19 protein-coding genes and 1 pseudogene are annotated in these 19134 nt (G+C 36.2%); 5 read left to right on the top strand and 15 right to left on the bottom strand.

Going from position 1 to position 19134, the window contains the following annotated elements; all coding sequences use genetic code 11:
* Nucleotides 1-2: 2 nt before the first annotated feature.
* The 4 genes from EG346_RS08770 to EG346_RS08785 form a co-directional block, all read right to left on the bottom strand.
* Nucleotides 3-773 carry a T9SS-dependent choice-of-anchor J family protein gene (locus EG346_RS08770; RefSeq protein ID WP_123878067.1) on the bottom strand — a complete coding sequence of 257 codons (771 nt, stop codon included), beginning with the start codon at nucleotides 771-773 and terminating at the stop codon, nucleotides 3-5.
* A 279-nt stretch (nucleotides 774-1052) separates the two neighbouring features.
* Complete coding sequence (locus EG346_RS08775) at nucleotides 1053-2288, bottom strand: glycosyltransferase family 61 protein (RefSeq protein WP_123878069.1); 1236 nt, start codon at nucleotides 2286-2288, stop codon at nucleotides 1053-1055.
* A gap of 66 nt (nucleotides 2289-2354) precedes the next feature.
* Nucleotides 2355-3542, bottom strand: a complete 1188-nt coding sequence (locus EG346_RS08780) for a glycosyltransferase family 4 protein (protein ID WP_123878071.1) — start codon at nucleotides 3540-3542, stop codon at nucleotides 2355-2357.
* Nucleotides 3539-4516 carry a WaaS/CpsH family glycosyltransferase gene (locus tag EG346_RS08785; RefSeq protein WP_073329352.1) on the bottom strand — a complete coding sequence of 326 codons (978 nt, stop codon included), beginning with the start codon at nucleotides 4514-4516 and terminating at the stop codon, nucleotides 3539-3541. Before EG346_RS08785 ends, EG346_RS08780 begins: the two co-directional genes overlap by 4 nt.
* Nucleotides 4517-4575: 59 nt before the next feature.
* Between EG346_RS08785 and EG346_RS08790 the strand changes: the two genes are divergently transcribed.
* Nucleotides 4576-5655, top strand: coding sequence for a glycosyltransferase family 4 protein (locus tag EG346_RS08790; protein WP_123878073.1), 1080 nt, complete (start codon nucleotides 4576-4578; stop codon nucleotides 5653-5655).
* Here EG346_RS08790 and EG346_RS08795 read toward each other — a convergent pair.
* The 9 genes and pseudogenes from EG346_RS08795 to pdxA all read right to left on the bottom strand — a co-directional run bounded on the left by EG346_RS08795 (nucleotide 5652) and on the right by pdxA (nucleotide 13965).
* Nucleotides 5652-6404, bottom strand: a complete 753-nt coding sequence (locus EG346_RS08795; RefSeq protein WP_123878075.1) for a polysaccharide deacetylase family protein — start codon at nucleotides 6402-6404, stop codon at nucleotides 5652-5654. The genes EG346_RS08790 and EG346_RS08795 overlap by 4 nt on opposite strands.
* Nucleotides 6405-6787: 383 nt before the next feature.
* Nucleotides 6788-7543, bottom strand: coding sequence for a glycosyltransferase family 2 protein (locus EG346_RS08800; RefSeq protein ID WP_073329360.1), 756 nt, complete (start codon nucleotides 7541-7543; stop codon nucleotides 6788-6790).
* The gene (gene rocD / locus EG346_RS08805) at nucleotides 7543-8790 is read right to left on the bottom strand and encodes an ornithine--oxo-acid transaminase (protein WP_123878077.1); all 1248 of its coding nucleotides are present in this window, start codon (nucleotides 8788-8790) and stop codon (nucleotides 7543-7545) included. Before rocD ends, EG346_RS08800 begins: the two co-directional genes overlap by 1 nt.
* A 400-nt stretch (nucleotides 8791-9190) precedes the next feature.
* Nucleotides 9191-9595 (bottom strand): type VI secretion system tube protein TssD, encoded by a 405-nt coding sequence (gene tssD / locus EG346_RS08810; protein WP_073329366.1) that lies wholly within the window; start codon nucleotides 9593-9595, stop codon nucleotides 9191-9193.
* A gap of 329 nt (nucleotides 9596-9924) precedes the next feature.
* A complete protein-coding gene (gene accC, locus EG346_RS08815; protein ID WP_073329369.1) occupies nucleotides 9925-11280 on the bottom strand; it encodes an acetyl-CoA carboxylase biotin carboxylase subunit in 1356 nt (451 codons plus the stop codon).
* A 99-nt stretch (nucleotides 11281-11379) separates the two neighbouring features.
* Nucleotides 11380-11859 (bottom strand): acetyl-CoA carboxylase biotin carboxyl carrier protein, encoded by a 480-nt coding sequence (accB, locus tag EG346_RS08820; RefSeq protein ID WP_073329372.1) that lies wholly within the window; start codon nucleotides 11857-11859, stop codon nucleotides 11380-11382.
* Between the two features lie 127 nt (nucleotides 11860-11986).
* A complete protein-coding gene (gene rpmF, locus EG346_RS08825) occupies nucleotides 11987-12190 on the bottom strand; it encodes a 50S ribosomal protein L32 (RefSeq protein ID WP_007843326.1) in 204 nt (67 codons plus the stop codon).
* Nucleotides 12191-12256: 66 nt separating this feature from the next.
* Nucleotides 12257-12789, bottom strand: a pseudogene (locus EG346_RS08830) (YceD family protein).
* Between the two features lie 84 nt (nucleotides 12790-12873).
* On the bottom strand, nucleotides 12874-13965 hold the full coding sequence (gene pdxA / locus EG346_RS08835) for a 4-hydroxythreonine-4-phosphate dehydrogenase PdxA (protein ID WP_123878079.1): 1092 nt from the start codon (nucleotides 13963-13965) through the stop codon (nucleotides 12874-12876).
* A 48-nt stretch (nucleotides 13966-14013) separates the two neighbouring features.
* Here pdxA and EG346_RS08840 point away from each other — a divergent pair, with 48 nt between their 5' ends.
* From EG346_RS08840 to EG346_RS08850, 3 genes are read left to right on the top strand one after another with little or no spacing between them, the layout of a single operon-like run.
* A complete protein-coding gene (locus EG346_RS08840) occupies nucleotides 14014-14598 on the top strand; it encodes a riboflavin synthase (protein WP_123878081.1) in 585 nt (194 codons plus the stop codon).
* A 1-nt stretch (nucleotide 14599) separates the two neighbouring features.
* Nucleotides 14600-16054, top strand: coding sequence for a HAMP domain-containing sensor histidine kinase (locus tag EG346_RS08845; RefSeq protein WP_073329384.1), 1455 nt, complete (start codon nucleotides 14600-14602; stop codon nucleotides 16052-16054).
* On the top strand, nucleotides 16054-16749 hold the full coding sequence (locus EG346_RS08850) for a tRNA1(Val) (adenine(37)-N6)-methyltransferase (RefSeq protein WP_123878083.1): 696 nt from the start codon (nucleotides 16054-16056) through the stop codon (nucleotides 16747-16749). Before EG346_RS08845 ends, EG346_RS08850 begins: the two co-directional genes overlap by 1 nt.
* 76 nt (nucleotides 16750-16825) lie before the next feature.
* Here EG346_RS08850 and EG346_RS08855 read toward each other — a convergent pair whose 3' ends face one another.
* Together EG346_RS08855 and rpmH are read right to left on the bottom strand one after the other, a co-directional pair.
* The gene (locus EG346_RS08855) at nucleotides 16826-17536 is read right to left on the bottom strand and encodes a cell division ATP-binding protein FtsE (protein WP_123878085.1); all 711 of its coding nucleotides are present in this window, start codon (nucleotides 17534-17536) and stop codon (nucleotides 16826-16828) included.
* Nucleotides 17537-17690: 154 nt separating this feature from the next.
* The gene (rpmH, locus tag EG346_RS08860; RefSeq protein ID WP_034701860.1) at nucleotides 17691-17849 is read right to left on the bottom strand and encodes a 50S ribosomal protein L34; all 159 of its coding nucleotides are present in this window, start codon (nucleotides 17847-17849) and stop codon (nucleotides 17691-17693) included.
* Between the two features lie 235 nt (nucleotides 17850-18084).
* On the opposite strand from rpmH, the gene EG346_RS08865 reads away from it, so the two are divergent.
* Complete coding sequence (locus tag EG346_RS08865; protein WP_123878087.1) at nucleotides 18085-19092, top strand: DHH family phosphoesterase; 1008 nt, start codon at nucleotides 18085-18087, stop codon at nucleotides 19090-19092.
* The last annotated feature ends 42 nt before the right edge of the window (nucleotides 19093-19134 follow it).

The following is a 19134-nucleotide window of genomic DNA, read 5'->3' on the forward strand; positions in this document are numbered from 1 at the left end:
GGTTAATTCTTTTTTACAATTTTTTGTTCAAAAATTTCTTCATTTTCGTAAGTACCCTTAAGAAGATATATTCCTGCCGGTAAATCAGAAATATCAATAGAACTGGTGTTTGAATAGGTTTTTAGAAGTCTGTTGTCCATACTGATCACCTGAATGCTTGTAATTTTTTGTTCTGCATAAAGTTTTCCGGATGTAGGATTAGGGAAAAACAATGATTTATTTTTTCCTGAAACAGGACTCCCTTCAACCGATACATTATCTATGAACCAGTTATTTCCGTCGTCATCTTTTTTTACAAAAGCAATATAGATTTGCTTTTTATCGTATTTTGAAATGTTGATTTTTTTTATACTGAAATTTTTACCAAATGTGGCATCACTATAAGAGGCAACGGTCTCAAATTGGTCACGATCCGATTGAGAATCTATTGATATCTTGATTTCATATCTTGTATTGTTACCGGGAAAAGAATTCCGTTGTGAGAAGATTAAATAATTATTTTGATAATCACTCAGGTCTATTTTAGGAGTAACAAGCCAGTCTTCGTTTAATTCACCGGAATTCTCATATCTTACAAAAAAGCATTTATCAGACCCATCTTTATTCACGGTTTCTAACTGCCAGTTATTAGAGTCATTTCCTGCATCATTGTTCCCTTTAAAAATAGCCCAGTCCTCCGGAGCTTTTGAAAGATGATACATGTCAAAATTATCAGAAAACTGTCCAAACGAGAATACACTGAATAAAAGAAGACCTATAAATATCAATTTCATGCGATATGTTTTTTACAGATAATAGTTTGATTTATGCTGAAATAGGACATAGTAAGTTATGTACAACCTCAAAATTTTTCATTCAATTATAATCGCAATTTGGCGGAGGAAATTTACATTATTTTTAGATATAATAATGTGATATATTAGAATTTAATGAAAATACAATAGTGTAATCTCTATAATAATTAAGGTTTTACAAGAATAGATCGTGTTTTGTGTATTTTTTTAGATGATCATAAGGTTGATGAGAATGATTTTTAAAACAAATTATGCTTGTTAATGAATTGAAGAATTTGAATCAAATAGCTGCTGAAGCTGTTGGTTGAAAATTTCAGGATCAAGTCTGTAATCTTCATGAAAACCTTCATCGTCCTGAGGGTAAATATAAAAATAAAGATCAAAATTGACTTCCTTGGCTAAAGTAGAGAAAATAGCAAAATCCCCCCATACAGCACTGTACCAGCTGAGACCTTTCGCTCCCGGTTTGGCAAACAAAACATTGGTCCATGCTGCTCCACTCGGTCCGATGATGTAGTCGGCATTATTGACCAGGTAGATTTGTTCGTGGATGTTCAGGTCTTCAAAAAATACTTCTTCGAATCCAAATGTTTTTGCCACTTCAAAGATTTCTTCGTCATTGTATTTTCGGTACTGTGATCTTCTTGAAATAAATATTTTTTTAACAGGATCTATGTGAACTTTACTAAGATTCAAATTGTCGAAGGCGATTTTTCTAAGAAACTGAAGAGACGATTTTGACAATTTTGCAAATCCGGGCTCATACACCTCTCCAGGCATAATATTCGGAATAGCATAGTTCGTACTGGTGATATGCCACAGTTTTTTGAAATGAAAATAGTTTTTGTCGTGGCTGAGGAATAATATTTTATAATCTTTCAGAAAGAAATATAAAAGATCTTTCAGGTTTTCCACCTTTTGTATTTCTTCGTCTATAATGATCAGTTTATTCTTAGCATCGGGAATATACTGGAAGAACTCAATCTTTGAAAGGATGTCTACCAGAAAATGATAATAATTAAAAGTAAAAGTTCCGCCCAGAAAAATCGCTTCCTCATCATAATATACATTCTTATAATTCTTTACCTTGGCAAGCGTTATTGAATGCTGCATTAAATTATTGGTATTGTAGACATAGATGATCCTGTCGTCATCATGCCATTTTTCATAGAATATTTTATCTTTCTTAAGATTTAAAAAGTAAGTGGAATTTGGTGTGCAGAGAACATTTTGAAGTGCAAAGATTTCGACGGCATTTTTAGGTGTTTTTACAGATCGCTGAGGAGCATGAAAAGTTCCAGGCAAAAAAAGCTCCGCCTCCTGTCTTTCACTGACTTTAATTTTTTCTGTGCAATATTCGGATGGTATAGAATCCAGCGGTAAAAAATCGGTAACGAGTCTTTTTGCTTTCCTGAAAAAAGACTTGATATAATATTTTTTTCTAAGTGCTTTAAGCTGTTCTTCTAAATTTTCAATTTGTTCCTTTGCATTCATATTCTAAAACTTAGGATGAACTAAGAAATTAGGTCGTTATTTTCAGTGATCTATAAAATTGTATTTCTACATGATTTCCTGATAATACCTTATGGTTTCATCAACCATCTTATCAATACCGAATTGTAATTCTACCAATTTTCGGGCATTTAATGATAGCCTGTTTCTCAGATCTTTGTCTTTAAAAATAAGACTTATTTTTTCATGGAAATTTTCTTCCTCAGCAATCAGGCCATTGACAGGTTCTTCAATGATTTCTTTAAAGGAATCTATTGAAGAACATATAACAGGTTTCTGCATGGCCATTACCTCGAGCAAAGATAAGCTAAAATTTTCACCTTTGGAGGGGAAGCATACCACCTCTGCTTTGCTGATAAGCTGTACAATTTCTGCAGCTGATTTATTCCCATAGAAATGAACGGAATTCCGAGTTTTCGTATCCTCGATATGTTCAGTAATATATTCGGGGTAATGATTAGCATTTCCTATGAAATGGAGGGATGCTTCGGGATGATCTTTTTTAAGTTTAATAAAAGAACTGATCAGCGTTTCTGCGCCCTTTTCATAAGACACATTTCCCAAATAGAAAACAGAGTGGGGGATCATTTCAGGTTTATCCTCTGGCTTATAAAATTTTTCATCAATACCGTTATAGATGAGCTTTGAATTTTTAATGCCAAAAAGATTTTTATTAATCGTCTCATTGTACCGGGATATCGTAATGATATTTCCTGAATTTTTAAAAGCTTCCTGTTCACAGAAAATCCTTCCCTGATGAACTTTTTTATAGCCGAAATATTTTTCCAGAACAGACCAGGAACCGTGACATCTGATCACATAAGGAATTCCCTTAGGGATGGAAAGCGCAAGGCCATCAAAGTCATGGGTTTCTGCAACATCAAAATGAAGATTGTTTTTTTTTATCCAGGTATGGATGGTGTCGGATATTATCCTTTTCTCAGACAAATAAGTTTTAAAATGAATCTTTTCCAATGTTTTTACTTTTCCGGTAAAAGATCTTACCAGCTCAAGAAGAGGATTAGCTTTGAAAATATCTTTGATAGAATGGATATTCACTCCGTCTTCCTCAAGATCAAATGTATATTTTGAGATCAGGAAAACATGTACTGAAATTCCTCTTTTTACAAGTTCAGTACATAAGTTTTTATAAAAAACGCCTGTACCTCCTACTTTAGGGGTTCGGGAAGATTTGTATTCCCGGGTTACAATAAGTACATTTTTTATTTCTTTCATGAATTCAGTTTAAATACCGTATTTACCCAATGATCAAGAGTATACTTATAATAAACTTCTTCAGGCAGTTTTTCGTATGGAGTATTGAAAAAATCTTTTTTCACATTACGGAAATTCTTATCCAGCACCAAAATGTTGTTAGGATTGTAGAAATCATAAGTTTTGATGGTAGGATTGTCCGTAATGATCTTTTTTTCCAGAGCCATTGCTTCAAATATTCTGAAGCTGAGTCCGGTTTGGTCAGCACGCATCAGATCAAGAATGACTTTGGTGTTTTTATAATAAGCCGGCAGAGCGTGATGAGGTATTTTTTTTCTTCCGAACTTTAAAATATCGATATTCTTTTGATCAATGATCTGGTTCAGTTTGTTTTTCCAGCCTTTCTTTCCTGCGATATAGACTTCAAATTTTAGTTTCATAGAAGACACTCTGTTGATCAGCAGATTCAACGCCGTGAGTCTTTTCTGATCATAAGAAGTAATGTAAAACAGATCCAGCTTCGGATGCTGTCTGGACGCGGGAAGATAATCAAGATAATTGTAATTGGTAATCTTTTCAAATCCGAAGTTTTTCACATCCTGATCATCAAAAGAAAATACGGTGTCAAAATAATGTAAAAGATGGGTTGCGGGATTTCTGGCCATACTGTCATAAAGATAAGCGATATTCCGGTCTGCATATTCTCTTATCTTCTGATGAATGCTTTCTTCGATAGCTTCCGGATTGATCACAAGAATCTGATCCTGCTTTCCAATTTTTTCCAGAGATTCCAATATGAAACTTTGTCTTTTGTGATATTTCGGGTTTTTTCCCAGAAAAATTTTACTGAAAGTGTTTTTTATACGCTCTCCGGTATTTTTATGGGTAAAGGCTCCGATGTTGATATGGCATGCCTGAATGCCTCTATCACTCAGTTTTTCCACTATGTGTTCATCATAATGCCAGAAATCGAAGCTGATTAAACAAATTTTCATACTGCAAAAATAAAAATTTCATATTTAAATTTATATTTTTGATGAAAAGCCTGACGATAATGACACAGAAAATTCTGATTGATGCCGAAAGATTGAAGTACCCGAAGTCGGGAATTGCCAACGTATGTGTTTCATTAATAAAGGGTCTGGACGAAAAACCGTCTGATTTTGAGTATACCTTTTACGGACCAAAAAAAAATATTCCACAGACGAAAAAAAACTTTAATATTATCAACTGGAGATTCTGGCAAAAGAAAATCTCAATCAATACCCAATCTTTTGCTCTGATCCATACGGCGCATCAGCTTTCTAAATATTTTCATACCGTAAAAAAAGGACAGAGAAAGGTAGTGACGCTCCATGATCTTAATTTTCTCCACGATGGGAGCTCAGAACAAAAAGTGAACAAAACCACTAAAGTCGTTCAGAAAAACATAGGGAATGCTGATGCAATAGTCTGTATTTCAGAATTCGTGAAAAATGATTTTATTAAAAACAAACATCTTTTTGCCCTAAAAAATAATGTCAAAGTGGAGGTGATTTACAATGGGTTGATCTTTCCTGAAAATTTAGAATTCAAATCTGAGAACAACTACAGTTTTATAGGAAAAAAATATATTTTAAATATTGGAGTTCTGTTTCCAAAGAAAAATCAGGAATCGCTTCTTGATCTTATTTCCCAGAATGACAGGGATTTAGTGCTTGTAACCTCTTCCGCAAAGTCTGCCTACAAAGAGAAATTTTTGGAAAAAATCAAGATATTGGGATTGGAAACCAGAGTACATATCCTGGAAAATGTAGATAACAGCGAAAAGTATTTCCTGCTTCAGAATTGCGAATCCTACTGTCATCCGTCATTAGCTGAAGGATTTGGAATTCCGCCTGTAGAAGCAATGTATTTTGGAAAGCCGGTATTTTTGAGTAAACTGACGAGTCTCCCTGAAATTGGAGGCGATCTGGCGTTTTATTTTGATAATTTCGAGGCAGAACACATGCAACATGTTTACGCGTCCGGAATGCAGGCTTACGGAGCCAGGGCAGATGAATATGCGATCCGGTTAAAAGAGAGGGCACTGAAATTTGGATATCAGGAAATGGCAGATGCTTACGAAAACCTTTACAGTGAACTGTTGAATTAAAGTTTAATCTTTCCGAGCCTCAGTTTCCATTTAAATACACTGAAACTGTCGCCTCCCTTGATATCGATCCTTTTGATTTCAAATTTATTTTTCCACGGATAGGAAGCGATGTTATTACCAATGCGCACTGCAGAAGTAATTCCGGCCTTTTCAAGCATGGCAAAGAATTCTTTTTTTTGTTCTCCCTTTTTTGGGAATTTTCCATAAGGGTAGGCAAGTACTTTTGTAAAAGGAATTTCTTTTTCTTCCAGGTTACGAATGTTCTCACGAAGATCATCCGCTGCTTCCTGAAGAGAGATCTGGGAATAATTTTTGTGAGCGTGGCTGTGCAATGCAATTTCAACATATTCGGGATTCAGAGACCTGATAGACCTGATCTCTTCAAACGTCATCATATCACGGTTTTGATCGCTTTCATCGCTCTGGATAAGTCCGGTGGGTATGAAGATTGTAGCCTTAAGCTGATGCTTTTGCAATAGGGGAACCAGATATTGCAGATTGTTGAGATACCCGTCATCAAAAGTAAGAATGAGTTTATATTTCAGATGACTTTGGGTCGTGAGTTCGTTAAAGAATAAAGTGTTGTAATTCTTTTTAATGTATTCAAATTGTTTTTCCAGATCTTCGGATGATACCGTAAGAAAATCTTTTCCGAAGATTTGCTTCTCCGGAAGAACTTTGTGATACATTAGGATACGGACACTTTCTGTGCTTGAAAATCCAAGAGTCCTTTTAACAAATCTGAGCATGGTTATCTGAGTTTTGGGATCGTTAATTTCATGGAATTTATTTCTATGAAAAATTATTTACGGTCCATATCATTCTGCTGTTTTTATCTTTAGGTTAATATATTGCCTGATATGCTGGTATGAGTCTACATAAATAGACATCTGTTACAGTATTCAAAATTAATTATTTATTGAATGCAGTAGCTTAAAAATACATTAAAATAAAATTTAAATTTCTGACCAATTAGTCATAAAACTAAAGAAAAGATGATCAATCGAGTTTTCAGGAAGATCAACTGAAGCGATCTGACTATATAAAGCAGATTAAAGATGTCGGATGATGAAAAAAGCCGGCTGCGATTTAAGTGGCAATCCGGCTTTTTTTATTGTCTATGTGAAAGAGACTATTTGAATTTTAGAATCTCGTTGATCTTGATATATTTCAGAAACGTATAAAATGCTCCAGTGATCGAAATATAAAATCCCGCCACCCCATCCAGAAAACCAAGCTTAAAAAAATAGGTTTTCATAAAATCATAAAATGGGGAAAATATAATCTTGAAAAGAGAGACTGATTTTCCGTTGGAAACCTTTTTTTCTGCCATCAACTGAGTATAATTATTAATCTTCTCAATATGATGAGCAATGCTTTTATAAGTATAATGATTGATATTTCCAGGAAGTTTACCTTTTTTGTCCTTCGTAATAAAGCACTCGTGGACAAGATCATCTGTATATTTTCCGTGACCTTTCTTGAAAAATCTTTCTCTCCATACATTACCCCAGCCTCCATATTTGATGGTTTTGCTCAGCAGGATATTGTTGAAGTGAATCTCATATACCTTATAAGTGGGGTTAGAGCTTTTTAAAATTTCTTTGATGGCATTCACTGCTGTTTCATCCGGAACCTCGTCAGAATCCAGGAACAGAATCCATTCCCCTGAAGCTTCAGACAGGGTATAGTTTTTCTGACAGCCGAAGCCGCGAAATTTTTTTCTGATAAATTTTACTTTTGGAAATCCGGTACAAATCTCCTCAGTTTTGTCTGTGGAAAAAGAATCAACGATAATGATCTCATCAGCTATTTCGTAAATGCTATTGATACTTTTCTCTATGATTCTTTCTCCATTTAAAACAATATAACAGACTGATAACTTCATTAACGAAATTCTGTAATAGTTTTTTCAATGATTTTAACGCAGTCTAAAAGCTGCTCTTCTGTAATCACCAAAGGCGGTGCCAATCTGATGATATTTCCGTGTGTAGGTTTTGCAAGAAGACCATTTTCTTTCAGCTGAAGACATAAGTTCCATGCTGTAGAGCTGTCCGGAGTATCATTGATTAAAATAGCATTTAAAAGACCTTTTCCTCTTACTTTGGTAATAAGGCTGTTCTTCTCAATAATTTTTTCGATCTCAGATCTGAAAAGCTGCCCTAGCTGTTCTGCTCTTTCAGAAAGTTTTTCATCAGCAACTACATCCAAAGCTGCTACTGCCACTGCACATGCGATTGGATTTCCTCCGAAAGTAGAACCGTGCTGTCCAGGCTTGATGACATTCATGATGTTGTCATTCGCCAATACTGCTGATACAGGATACATTCCTCCTGAAAGTGCTTTTCCTAAGATCAGAATATCCGGCTGTACATTTTCGTGATGGCACGCAATCAGTTGTCCGGTTCTTGCAATCCCCGTCTGAACCTCGTCAGCGATGAAAAGAACGTTATGCTTCTTACACAGTTCAGAAGCATTTTTCAGAAAACCTTCGTCCGGAACATAAACACCAGCTTCACCCTGAATAGGCTCTACTAAAAATGCGGCAATATTTCCTGCTTCTCTGTTCAGTACTTCTTCAAGTGCTGCAGTATCGTTGTAAGGGATTTTTATAAATCCGGGAGTGAAAGGACCATAATTCTGATTGGCATCGGGATCATTAGAGAAAGAAACAATGGTTGTTGTTCTTCCGTGGAAATTATTTTCACAAACAATGATCTTAGCTGCATTTTCTGAAATTCCTTTTACTTCATAGCTCCATTTTCTGGCCAATTTTACGGCTGTTTCTACTGCTTCAGCTCCGGAATTCATTGGAAGAACCTTGTCGAATCCGAAAAGAGTCGTGATTTTCTGCTCGTACTCTCCTAGGTTTGAATTGTAAAATGCTCTTGAAGTCAGGGCCAGTTTCTGAGCCTGATGTACTAAAGCTGCTACAATTTTTGGGTGGGAATGTCCTTGGTTCACAGCAGAATATGCTGAAAGAAAATCATAATATTTCTTGCCCTCTACGTCCCATACAAAAACGCCTTCTCCGCGGTCAAGAACCACTGGAAGAGGGTGATAGTTATGCGCTCCATGTTTGTCTTCAAGGTCAATAAAATACTGTGAGTTTTTTGCTGTTGCTGCTGTTGACATATGTTTTGGTTTTCGACAAATTTAAGCATTATTAATGAGATGCATAAACAAAAACGTAATGTGGTACACGACAGTAATTAAAGTGTATTTTAAGGGTACATTACGCTGTTTTAGAAAATATTTATTTCACAAATCGGGCAATGCAGGTTTTATATCTTTGACAAGATGATTTTTTTTCTTTAAAGTTTTGACGAAAAGAGATATCCGTTTTCAAGTTAATACTTTCGTGTTATTTTTTAGGATACTGTTTTTGCCACTTCTCTAAATATTTTTCATCTTATATTATTGGTAACTTCTGTAATTAGAAATGAATAGGGATCGTCAAAAAAAGACAGAACAGCATCCCTAAAGCCGGGAATACTATTCTGTCTGCTGTTTTTTGGATGTAGGAATTATATTCTTAAGATGGCCATTCTCCTCTGTAAGAAGAATTTCCAAGATCAATTTGTTCTGCACTGATCACAAAAGTAATATACATACTGTTTTCATCTACTGCATCGAAATCTAATTCATGCTGGATCACATAACCGTTCTCCCATTTTAAAGTAGTTAATGTTCCTTCTTCGTGAGACTTGTTGAATGTTACTTCTCCGGTTGTCGGCTTGTATTTTCCGTTAAGAAGGCTTTCCAGAATATCTGATTTTTCAGTGGCTTCCACTGTAAGTTTGATCAGTGCATTAGACGGGTCTGATGCAACTCTTCCTGATACGTCTGTAGAGCGGGATACACTGTAGTTAAGTTTTAATAACTTTTGTCCTTCACCGCCATTGAATTTTAAAATTCCTCTTGAATTTCTGTCTGCCATGATTAGTAAATTTTAATTGTTAATATTGTGTGGTTTGTTATTTTATGTCACCAAAAATAGAAGTAATTATAGTATCAAAAAAAAAAAATTGAATAAATTTTAAAAAGTGTCGTAATTCTTCGACTAACAAGTGTTAGGGTTGTTGCTTGTTGGCTGTCAGTGGTTTAAGTTTTTTGTAGGTAGCATTTATTAACTTCTTATTTACAGAACCATTAATGAATGACAGAAAAAGCGTTTCAATATTTCTTATTAAAATAAACAATATCAAAATCTCGGAAATAAAAAAACTGCCCCGAAAGAGGCAGTTTACAATTTATAGATCAATAATCTTAGTGATTATCATATTTTTTATCCATTACAAAATCCTCCATGAATTTCGTTGTATAGTTTCCTGCAAGATAATCTTCATTATCCATCAGTTGTCTGTGGAAAGGAATGGTAGTTTTCACTCCCTCAATATAGAATTCTTCCAATGCACGTCTCATTTTAGCGATAGCTTCTTCCCGGGTTTGAGCCGTAGTGATAAGCTTGGCAATCATTGAGTCATAGTTAGAAGGAATACTATATCCTGAATAAACGTGAGTGTCTACTCTGATTCCGTGCCCACCGGGAATATTCAATCCTGTGATTTTCCCCGGAGATGGTCTGAAGTCTGCATAAGGATCTTCAGCGTTGATTCTACATTCAATAGAGTGCAGTTTCGGATAGTAGTTGATTCCTGAAATAGGAGTTCCTGCAGCAAGAAGGATTTGTTCTCTGATCAGATCATAATCAATTACCTGTTCCGTGATCGGGTGTTCTACCTGGATTCTTGTATTCATTTCCATGAAATAGAAATTTCTGTGTTTGTCTACAAGGAATTCAATAGTACCTACGCCTTCGTATCCAATGAATTCTGCAGCTTTTACGGCTGCTTCACCCATTTTCTCACGAAGTTCGTCAGTCATGAACGGAGAAGGAGTTTCTTCTGTCAGTTTCTGATTTCTTCTCTGTACAGAACAGTCTCTTTCAGAAAGGTGACATGCTTTTCCGTATTGGTCACCGGCAACCTGAATTTCAATATGTCTGGGCTCTTCAATCAGTTTTTCCATGTACATTCCTCCGTTTCCGAAGGCAGCTACAGCTTCCTGAATAGCAGATTCCCAGTGATCTTTAAGGTCTTCCTCTTTCCATACGGCTCTCATCCCTTTTCCACCACCACCTGCAGTAGCTTTGATCATGACAGGGTATCCTGTTTCTGCAGCTACTTTTACAGCATGCTCGTAAGATTCAATCAATCCGTCAGAACCTGGTACACAAGGTACCCCTGCAGCCTTCATGGTAGCTTTGGCATTGGCTTTATCACCCATTTTTTCGATCTGTTCAGGAGAAGCACCAATAAACTTGATGTTATTTTTCTGACAGATTCTGGAGAAGTTAGCATTTTCAGACAGGAATCCGTAACCTGGATGGATGGCATCTGCATTGGTGATTTCTGCCGCCGCAATAATGTTAGGGATTTTTAGGTATGAGTCTTTGCTCATAGGAGGACCTATACAAACTGCTTCATCAGCAAATCTTACGTGAAGACTGTCTTTGTCTGCAGTAGAGTATACCGCAACGGTTTTGATCCCCATTTCTTTGCACGTACGTAAAATACGCATTGCAATTTCGCCACGATTGGCTATTAATATTTTTTTGAACATCTTCTTCAATTTGAAAATTAGATAATTTGAAAATTAGATAATGTTATTTTGAATGCAGAATTGAGTCTAACATCTAATGTCTAACATCTAACCTCTAAATTAAGATGGATCTACTAAGAATAAAGGCTGGTCGTATTCTACCGGAGTGGCATCATCTACCAAAATTTTCACGATTTTTCCGCTGATCTCAGAATCGATCTGGTTGAATAACTTCATTGCTTCGATTACACAAACTACTTTTCCTACAGAAACCTCGTCACCTACGTTAACGAATACATCTTTATCCGGAGATGGTTTTCTGTAGAAAGTACCGATCATTGGAGACTTGATGGTAACGTATTTGCTGTCATCAGATACAGGTTCAGCCTTTTCAGCTGGTGCTGCAGGAGTTGCTACCTGTGCCGGAGCTGCTGCTGTCTGAGGAGCTGTGTGGTAAACTGCTGGCTGTGCATAAACCGCGTCGCTGCCTGCTAATGGAGTTTTAATAGTGATTTCGAAATCTTTAGTTTTGTATTTCACTTCTGAAACTTCAGCCTTAGATACAAACTTGATAAGATTTTGTATGTCTTTAATGTCCATAAATTTGATATTTGATTTTGTCCCAAAGATACCAAAAAAACATAAAAAACAACAAAAAACCGCCCAATTTTATCAAAATTGGGCGGTTTTTGTATTAAAATGAGGCTTTTTCAGTGAAAAGCGACTCTTAGTTTTCTTCTGTAGTTGCTACTTCTTTTTCCAATACTACTTTACCTCTGTAGTAAAGTTTTCCTTCATGCCAGTGAGCTCTGTGGTAAAGGTGAAGTTCACCAGTTGTTGCATCTTTCGCTAATTGAGGAACTACTGCTTTATAATGAGTTCTTCTCTTATCTCTTCTTGTGGACGACTGTCTTCTCTTAGGATGTGCCATTTTGAATAACTTTTTTAATTGATGAGCGATGAGATTCATCATCTCATCATATTTAAATTATTTTATTTAATTATTGTCTTTTAACTTTCTCAGTGCTTCCCATCTCGGGTCGCTCTCATGTTTTTCTTCCTCTTCTTCAGATTCCTCAATATCTTTTGGACTGAACCTGTTTAAGATTTCAAGATCTTTATCGCTTACATTCGGTGAAACTTTTTTCATCGGTATAGAAAGCTGTACATTTTCATAGATCAGTTGAGCCACATTAAAGGCATGATCTGAGCTGGGAATAGTAATGACATCTTCATTGCTGTCGTCATATTCTTCACCAAAATGTACCAAAATTCCAATCTCGTTTTCAACAGGATAATCGAATTCTTCATTGGTGAGGTCACAAATGAGCTCTACTGTCCCGTCTACTTTGATCTCAAATTCTAGGTAGTATGCTTTTCCAGAAAAACATCAGCTACTATTTTAGGATTTGTAAATTCCTGTTCAGTGTCAAATAATTGAAAGAACGTATGATCTATCTCAAATTTGAACACGTGCTTTCCGTTTTTAAGTCCGGAAAAGCTTACGTCATAGTTTCTTAACTTGTCCATAAAATGAGTGTGCAAAAATATGCAATTTTTTTATAATAACAAATAAAATCCATAACAAATTAATTTAAAATTTGTTTTAACGAATTATGCCTCATTTTCATCAGGCAGATCCTCATCTACACCGGTATCAACAGATACTTTTCTCGGTTGCATACGGTTGGCCATCAGATCATTATATTCGCTTCTGTTCTTGAATATCTTAATAGCAGTGAAGATGGCTTCTGTAAAACTCTGTTCATCTGCTATGTTTTTTCCTGCAATATCATACGCCACTCCATGGTCTGGAGAGGTTCTGATAAATGGAAGTCCTGCAGTATAATTCACCCCTTCTTCATACGCTAATGTTTTGAATGGAGCCAGTCCCTGATCGTGGTACATGGCTAATACAGCATCAAACTTTTTATATTTATTAGGCTGGAAAAAGCTGTCTGCAGGATAAGGTCCAAAGGCTAATATTCCATTGTCAGAAAGTTCTTTAATAGCAGGTTCTATGATCTCTATTTCCTCTTTTCCGATTACGCCTCCGTCTCCTGCGTGAGGGTTCAGTCCTAATACTGCAATTTTTGGCTTCTGAATGCAGAAATCTTCAATCAGCGTTTGATTCAGGGCTCTGATCTGTTTTTTAATTTTTTCTTTGGAAATATTTTCCGCAACACTGGCAATGGGTATGTGATGGGTGGAAACAGCTACTTTAAGATCCTCTGTAACTAAGAACATCAGTCCTTTTTTACTGAATTTTTCCTCAAAATATCCTGTATGTCCGGCATGTTTGAAACCCATTTTTACCATTTCATCCTTGTTGATAGGAGCAGTAACAAGAACGTCAATATCTCCTTTCATTAAAGCTTCGGTGGCCAGTTCCAAAGAATCGATAGCCATTTGGGTCGATTCCTGTGTCGGAGTTCCCAATTCTACATTCACATTATCCTTTACCAGGTTCACCATATTCAGTTTTCCTGCCTGAGCCTGTGATGCTTCGTTGATGTAGTTGAAATTAAGATTTAGCTTGAAAATATTTTTCTGGAAGGTGAATAACTTTCCCGAGCCAAAAATCACCGGAGTGAAAAAGTCCGTAATGGTTTTGTCTTTCAGAGACTTCATGATGATCTCCGGACCGATGCCGTTAAAATCACCTATTGAAATTCCTACTCGTACTTTGTGGTTTTTTGGGCTCATTTTGATTATCTTTGAAGATTATAATTTACAAATTTAGCAAAAAATAATATGTTCACAGGAATTATTGAAGCAGTTGGTGTTATTGAAAAGATTGAAAAAAAAGGAAGTAACATCAATTTTACATTAACATGCCCTTTTACCAGCGAATTAAAAATAGACCAGAGCCTTGCTCATAACGGATGTTGCCTGACGGTTGTTGAAATTAAAGATGATCAGTACGTGGTAACGGCAATCAACGAAACATTAGAAAAGACAAATCTTGGACAATGGAAGGAAGGAACCGTGGTTAACCTTGAAAGATGCATGAAGATGGATGGAAGGTTAGACGGACATATTGTACAGGGACATGTGGATAAAACCGGTGAAGTAGCAGGGATAGAAAATAAAGACGGAAGTTATTTTATTACGGTTAAATACGAAGATGAAGGCCAGTTTGTAACCGTTCCACAAGGTTCAATTACCGTAAACGGAATCAGTCTTACAGTGGCAAAAAGTGAAGATACACAGTTTTCAGTGGCCATTATTCCTTATACCTGGGAGTTTACTAATATGAAGCATCTTAAAATCGGAGACAAAGTTAATTTAGAATTTGACATCATTGGTAAGTATATTGCTAGGTTAATTAAAAAGTAGGATGTCAATAAGTAAATACAAAGGATACAGTTTAAGGAACCGGGTATTTTTCGGGTTCCTGCTTGTATGTTTTTTAAGTGTTGTTGCGACATCGCTGGTTCCCTATTTTGTCTTGAGGAACAATTCTCTGCAGCAGAGCAATATTGATATGCAGGAGAAGACCAATGCGGTAATGAGGTATCTGGACTATGCAGTGAGCCGCACCCTTGTAGAGACAGAGGATCTGCCAAAGGTGTTGGGTAATAAAATCTTCGAAATAGCAGATATCAACCAACATGATATTGTGATCTATGATCTGAAGGGAAGTTATCTTCTTTCCAATAAAGATGAAAGTCTTATCGATCAGAAAACAATTCCCATCAATATTGTCAATAAAATTCTGGCCACAGATTCCAGGGTTGATATCAGAGGCTACGATAAAACCAAAGATGCAGGACGCACTTCATCCTATCTCCTTTTGAAAAACAATGAACTTGAACCGATAGGCATTGTATACATTCCTTTGTATCATAATGAATCCGCCTATCTGGATGTTCTTCACCAGTATATCAAATATATTCTTTTGGTAGATATTTTCCTTATTCTGTTCAGTATCTGGATAAGCTGGGTGACTTCTAACAGTCTTGCAAAAAATATTACTAAATTTTCTGATATGATTACCCGTATTACATTATTTGAAAATGAAATGCGTCCTATCAGGTACTATAAAAATGATGAGCTTAATGCCCTGGCCAGAGCTTATAACAGGATGATCTTACAGATTCAGGACCAGAAAGAAAGACTGCGTTTTAAGGCGTCTGAAGAAGCATGGAGAGAAATGGCGAAGCAGGTAGCGCATGAGGTGAAGAACCCGCTTACCCCAATGAAACTTACCATTCAGAATTTTGAAAGAAAATTTGATCCTGAAGATCCGAATATCAGAGAAAGAGTAAAACAGATGAGCAAAACCATGGTAGATCAGATTGACCTGATTGCCACCGTTGCGTCTGCTTTCTCAGAATTTGCAAAACTTCCGGAAAAAAATAATGAGGTGATCAACCTTAATACAGAAGTTGAAGATATTCTGCGTGTTTTCAATGACGACAGTATATTTATGCATTCCAATAAGACTAATATTATGATCAATATGGATAGAATTTATCTTTCCAGAATCATTACCAATCTTGTAACGAACGCAAAACAGGCTCAGAGTGAAGAACGTAAACTGATCATTAATGTAGATGTGGAACAGCATCAGAGAAGAGTAATGATTTCCGTGCAGGATAACGGGATAGGAATTCCCGAAAATATGTACGAAAGAATATTTGAGCCCAATTTTACCTCTAAAAACAGTGGAATGGGACTTGGCCTTTCTATGGTAAGAAAAATGATTGAAGACTACAAAGGTGAAATCGCTGTGAAATCAGAAGTAGGAAAGGGGTCTACATTTACGATAACGCTTCCGACCAATTTATAGTGAAACCTTTTACATTTAAATATTTCGAAATTCAGCAGTCAAAAGACGTCTTCCGGGTAGGAACAGATGGTGTTTTGCTGGGTGCTTTAGCTAATGTGGCCCATGCTTGGGAAGTTTTAGAAATAGGAACAGGAACAGGCCTGATTTCATTAATGCTTGCCCAAAGAAATACGCAGGCATTTTTTCTTGGACTTGATATTAATAAGGAGGCTGCTTTACTAACCCAAACGAATTTTGAACATTCCCCTTTTCATTTAAGATTAAAAAATAGTCATCAGGATTTTAAAACCTTTGAAACAGAGAAGAAATTTGATCTGATTGTTTCCAATCCTCCCTATTTTGAAGAGTCAGGTTCCGGTAAAGACAAAATTGCCCGTCAAACCGTAGAGTTGAATTTTCAGCAACTTATCGCAGCTTCTGCCAAATTGTTGTCTGGGAAAGGTATTTTGTCGGTTATTATTCCTGCTGAGGCGGGCGATGGTTTTATTCAAATTGCTTTGGATAATAACCTGTTTCTCACCCGGAAAATCAATATTAAAGGAATTGAAAACTCAAAAACGAAAAGATTAGTTCTTGAATTTTCATCTGCAGAATTGCCTGTTGAGGTATCTGATTTTGTCATAGAAAAAAGTCCGAGACAATACTCGGACCTATATCTTGAACTCACAAAAGAGTTTCATGTCTTTAAAAAATAGAAGTTAGAAATAGGAGATTAGATGATAAAAGTCTAGCCTATCTTTTCAAATTTCTAATTCTTTGAATTTTTCAATCTTACTCGAATAATTCTGCTGTATCCAGTACAGATACCTTTCCGTCCTCACATCTGATCGCTTCTCCCGGGAAGTTCTGTATCATATGGTAGTCATGTGTTGCCATGACTACAGCGGCTCCGTTTTCAAGGGCTACCTGCTTCAGAAGGGTCATGATTTCATTGGATGTTTCCGGGTCAAGGTTTCCTGTAGGCTCATCGGCTAAGATAAGGTCAGGGTGGTTAAGTAAAGCTCTCGCGATAGCAACACGCTGCTGTTCTCCTCCTGAAAGCTCATGAGGCATCTTGTGCTTCTTGCTTTTCATGTTGACACTTCCCAGCACTTCGTTGATGCGGTCTTCCATTTTTACTTTATCATTCCATCCTGTTGCTTCAAGAACGAATTTTAAGTTTTTCTCAACGGTTCTGTCGGAAAGTAACTGGAAATCCTGGAATACAATTCCTAATTTTCTTCTCAGGTTAGGGATGTCTGAAGGTTTCAGCTTGGCTAGTTCAAAGCCTACCACAGCTCCATGTCCTGATGCTAAAGGAATGTGCCCGTAAAGCGTTTTCAAAAGTGAACTTTTTCCGGAACCTGTCTTTCCGATAAGGTAGCAGAATCTGCCTTTTTTGATGTTAAGATTAACGTCAGTAAGAACAGTGAAGTTTTTTTGCGCAATTTTTGCGTGCTGTAAGCTTATAATATTATCTCCGGAGATATTTGTATGCGGCATAATTCAGTTTTATCGTGCTATTTCTAAAATATTTTTTCAGATCTTAAAAATAGAAAAAAGAAGCTTAAAAAACCTAAACTTTAGGAAATTTTAACAACAAAAAATGCCTGAAAAACTTCTTTTCAAGCATGATTTGTATATGATATCCGAGATATTATCTCTTAGCGCGTGCAGCACTAACAGTTAAACTCTTTCTGCCTTTAGCTCTTCTTGCTGCCAAAACTCTTCTACCATTTGGCGTAGACATTCTTTCTCTGAAACCGTGTTTGTTTCTTTTCTTTCTTTCTGATGGCTGGAATGTTCTTTTACTCATTACTATATATTTAAATCGTAATTAATCTATTAATTTTCAGGTTGCAAAGATATAGAAATTTTTAAAAGTTACAAATTTTAGTCATCTTTTTTTAGAAATTATTTGAAATGTTTTTGATCCTATTCTCTATAACCCGCGAATGGAAATGAAATCCGGGGGGCGGAAATTATATTGAAATGATTTATTTAAAAGCTCTATCTTTGAAAACTCAAATTTAAAGAAAAATAAACACACGATGTTTACACCAACAGAACTTTTAGATATCAGTACACTACTTACGCCTGAAAACAAGATCGTTATCCTTACTCATTATAATCCGGACGGAGATGCAATAGGTTCCAGTCTGGGGTTAAAACATTATTTGAGAGCAAAAGGAATTCCGGCAGAAGTGATTGTTCCAAATGATTTTCCAAAATTTCTGAAATGGATGCCGGAGTCTAAAAAGGTGATCATCGGAGAGTATAAGAGAAAATATGCATTTGAGCTTATCAGTGGAGCAGATGTAATTTTTTGCCTTGATTTTAATTCTCCTTCAAGAATAGGATTATTAGGGGAGTGGCTGACTAAAGCCAAGGCTAAGAAAATTCTTATCGACCATCATCAACAGCCGGAGGTGTTTGATTTCGTGTATTCTGACACCGTAATCCCTGCTACTTCACAGATGATCTATCATTTTATTGAAGCAATGAATGATGAGAAGCTGGTTAATCAGGATATTGCAGAATGTCTTTATACGGGAATTATGACTGATACGGGCGGTTTCCGTTTTCGTTCTACAAGTGCAACCACGCACCGTATTATCGCCAATCTGATTGAAAAAGGAGCAGATCCTTCCATTATCACTTCAAATACATGGGATACCAACACCGTTTCCCGTCTTCACCTTCTTGCTTTGGTATTAGGAAGAATAGAAGTAGTGAATGATGGTAAGGTAGCCCTACTTTCTCTCACAAGAAACGAATTGAAAGAGTACGGATTCCAGAAAGGGGATACGGAAGGTTTCGTTAACTATGGGCTGAGTATTGCAGGAGTAAAAATGGCAGCATTTTTTATGGAAGATTTATATGATGATTTCATTAAAATTTCTTTCAGAAGTAAAGATGATGTAGATGTAAATCAGTTCTCCAGAAAATACTTTAATGGAGGAGGGCATATCAATGCAGCAGGTGGAAAATCTGATGGATCCCTGAGTAGCACCATCGAAGATTTTAAACGTTTTCTTGGAGAAGGAGAAATTCATTAAGTCATAAAGAATGGACTTATAGTTTGTTTTGTTTGTAAATTT

Origin of the sequence: Chryseobacterium carnipullorum (assembly GCF_003815695.1) — a bacterium.
GTDB classification, from domain to species: Bacteria; Bacteroidota; Bacteroidia; order Flavobacteriales; family Weeksellaceae; genus Chryseobacterium; species Chryseobacterium carnipullorum.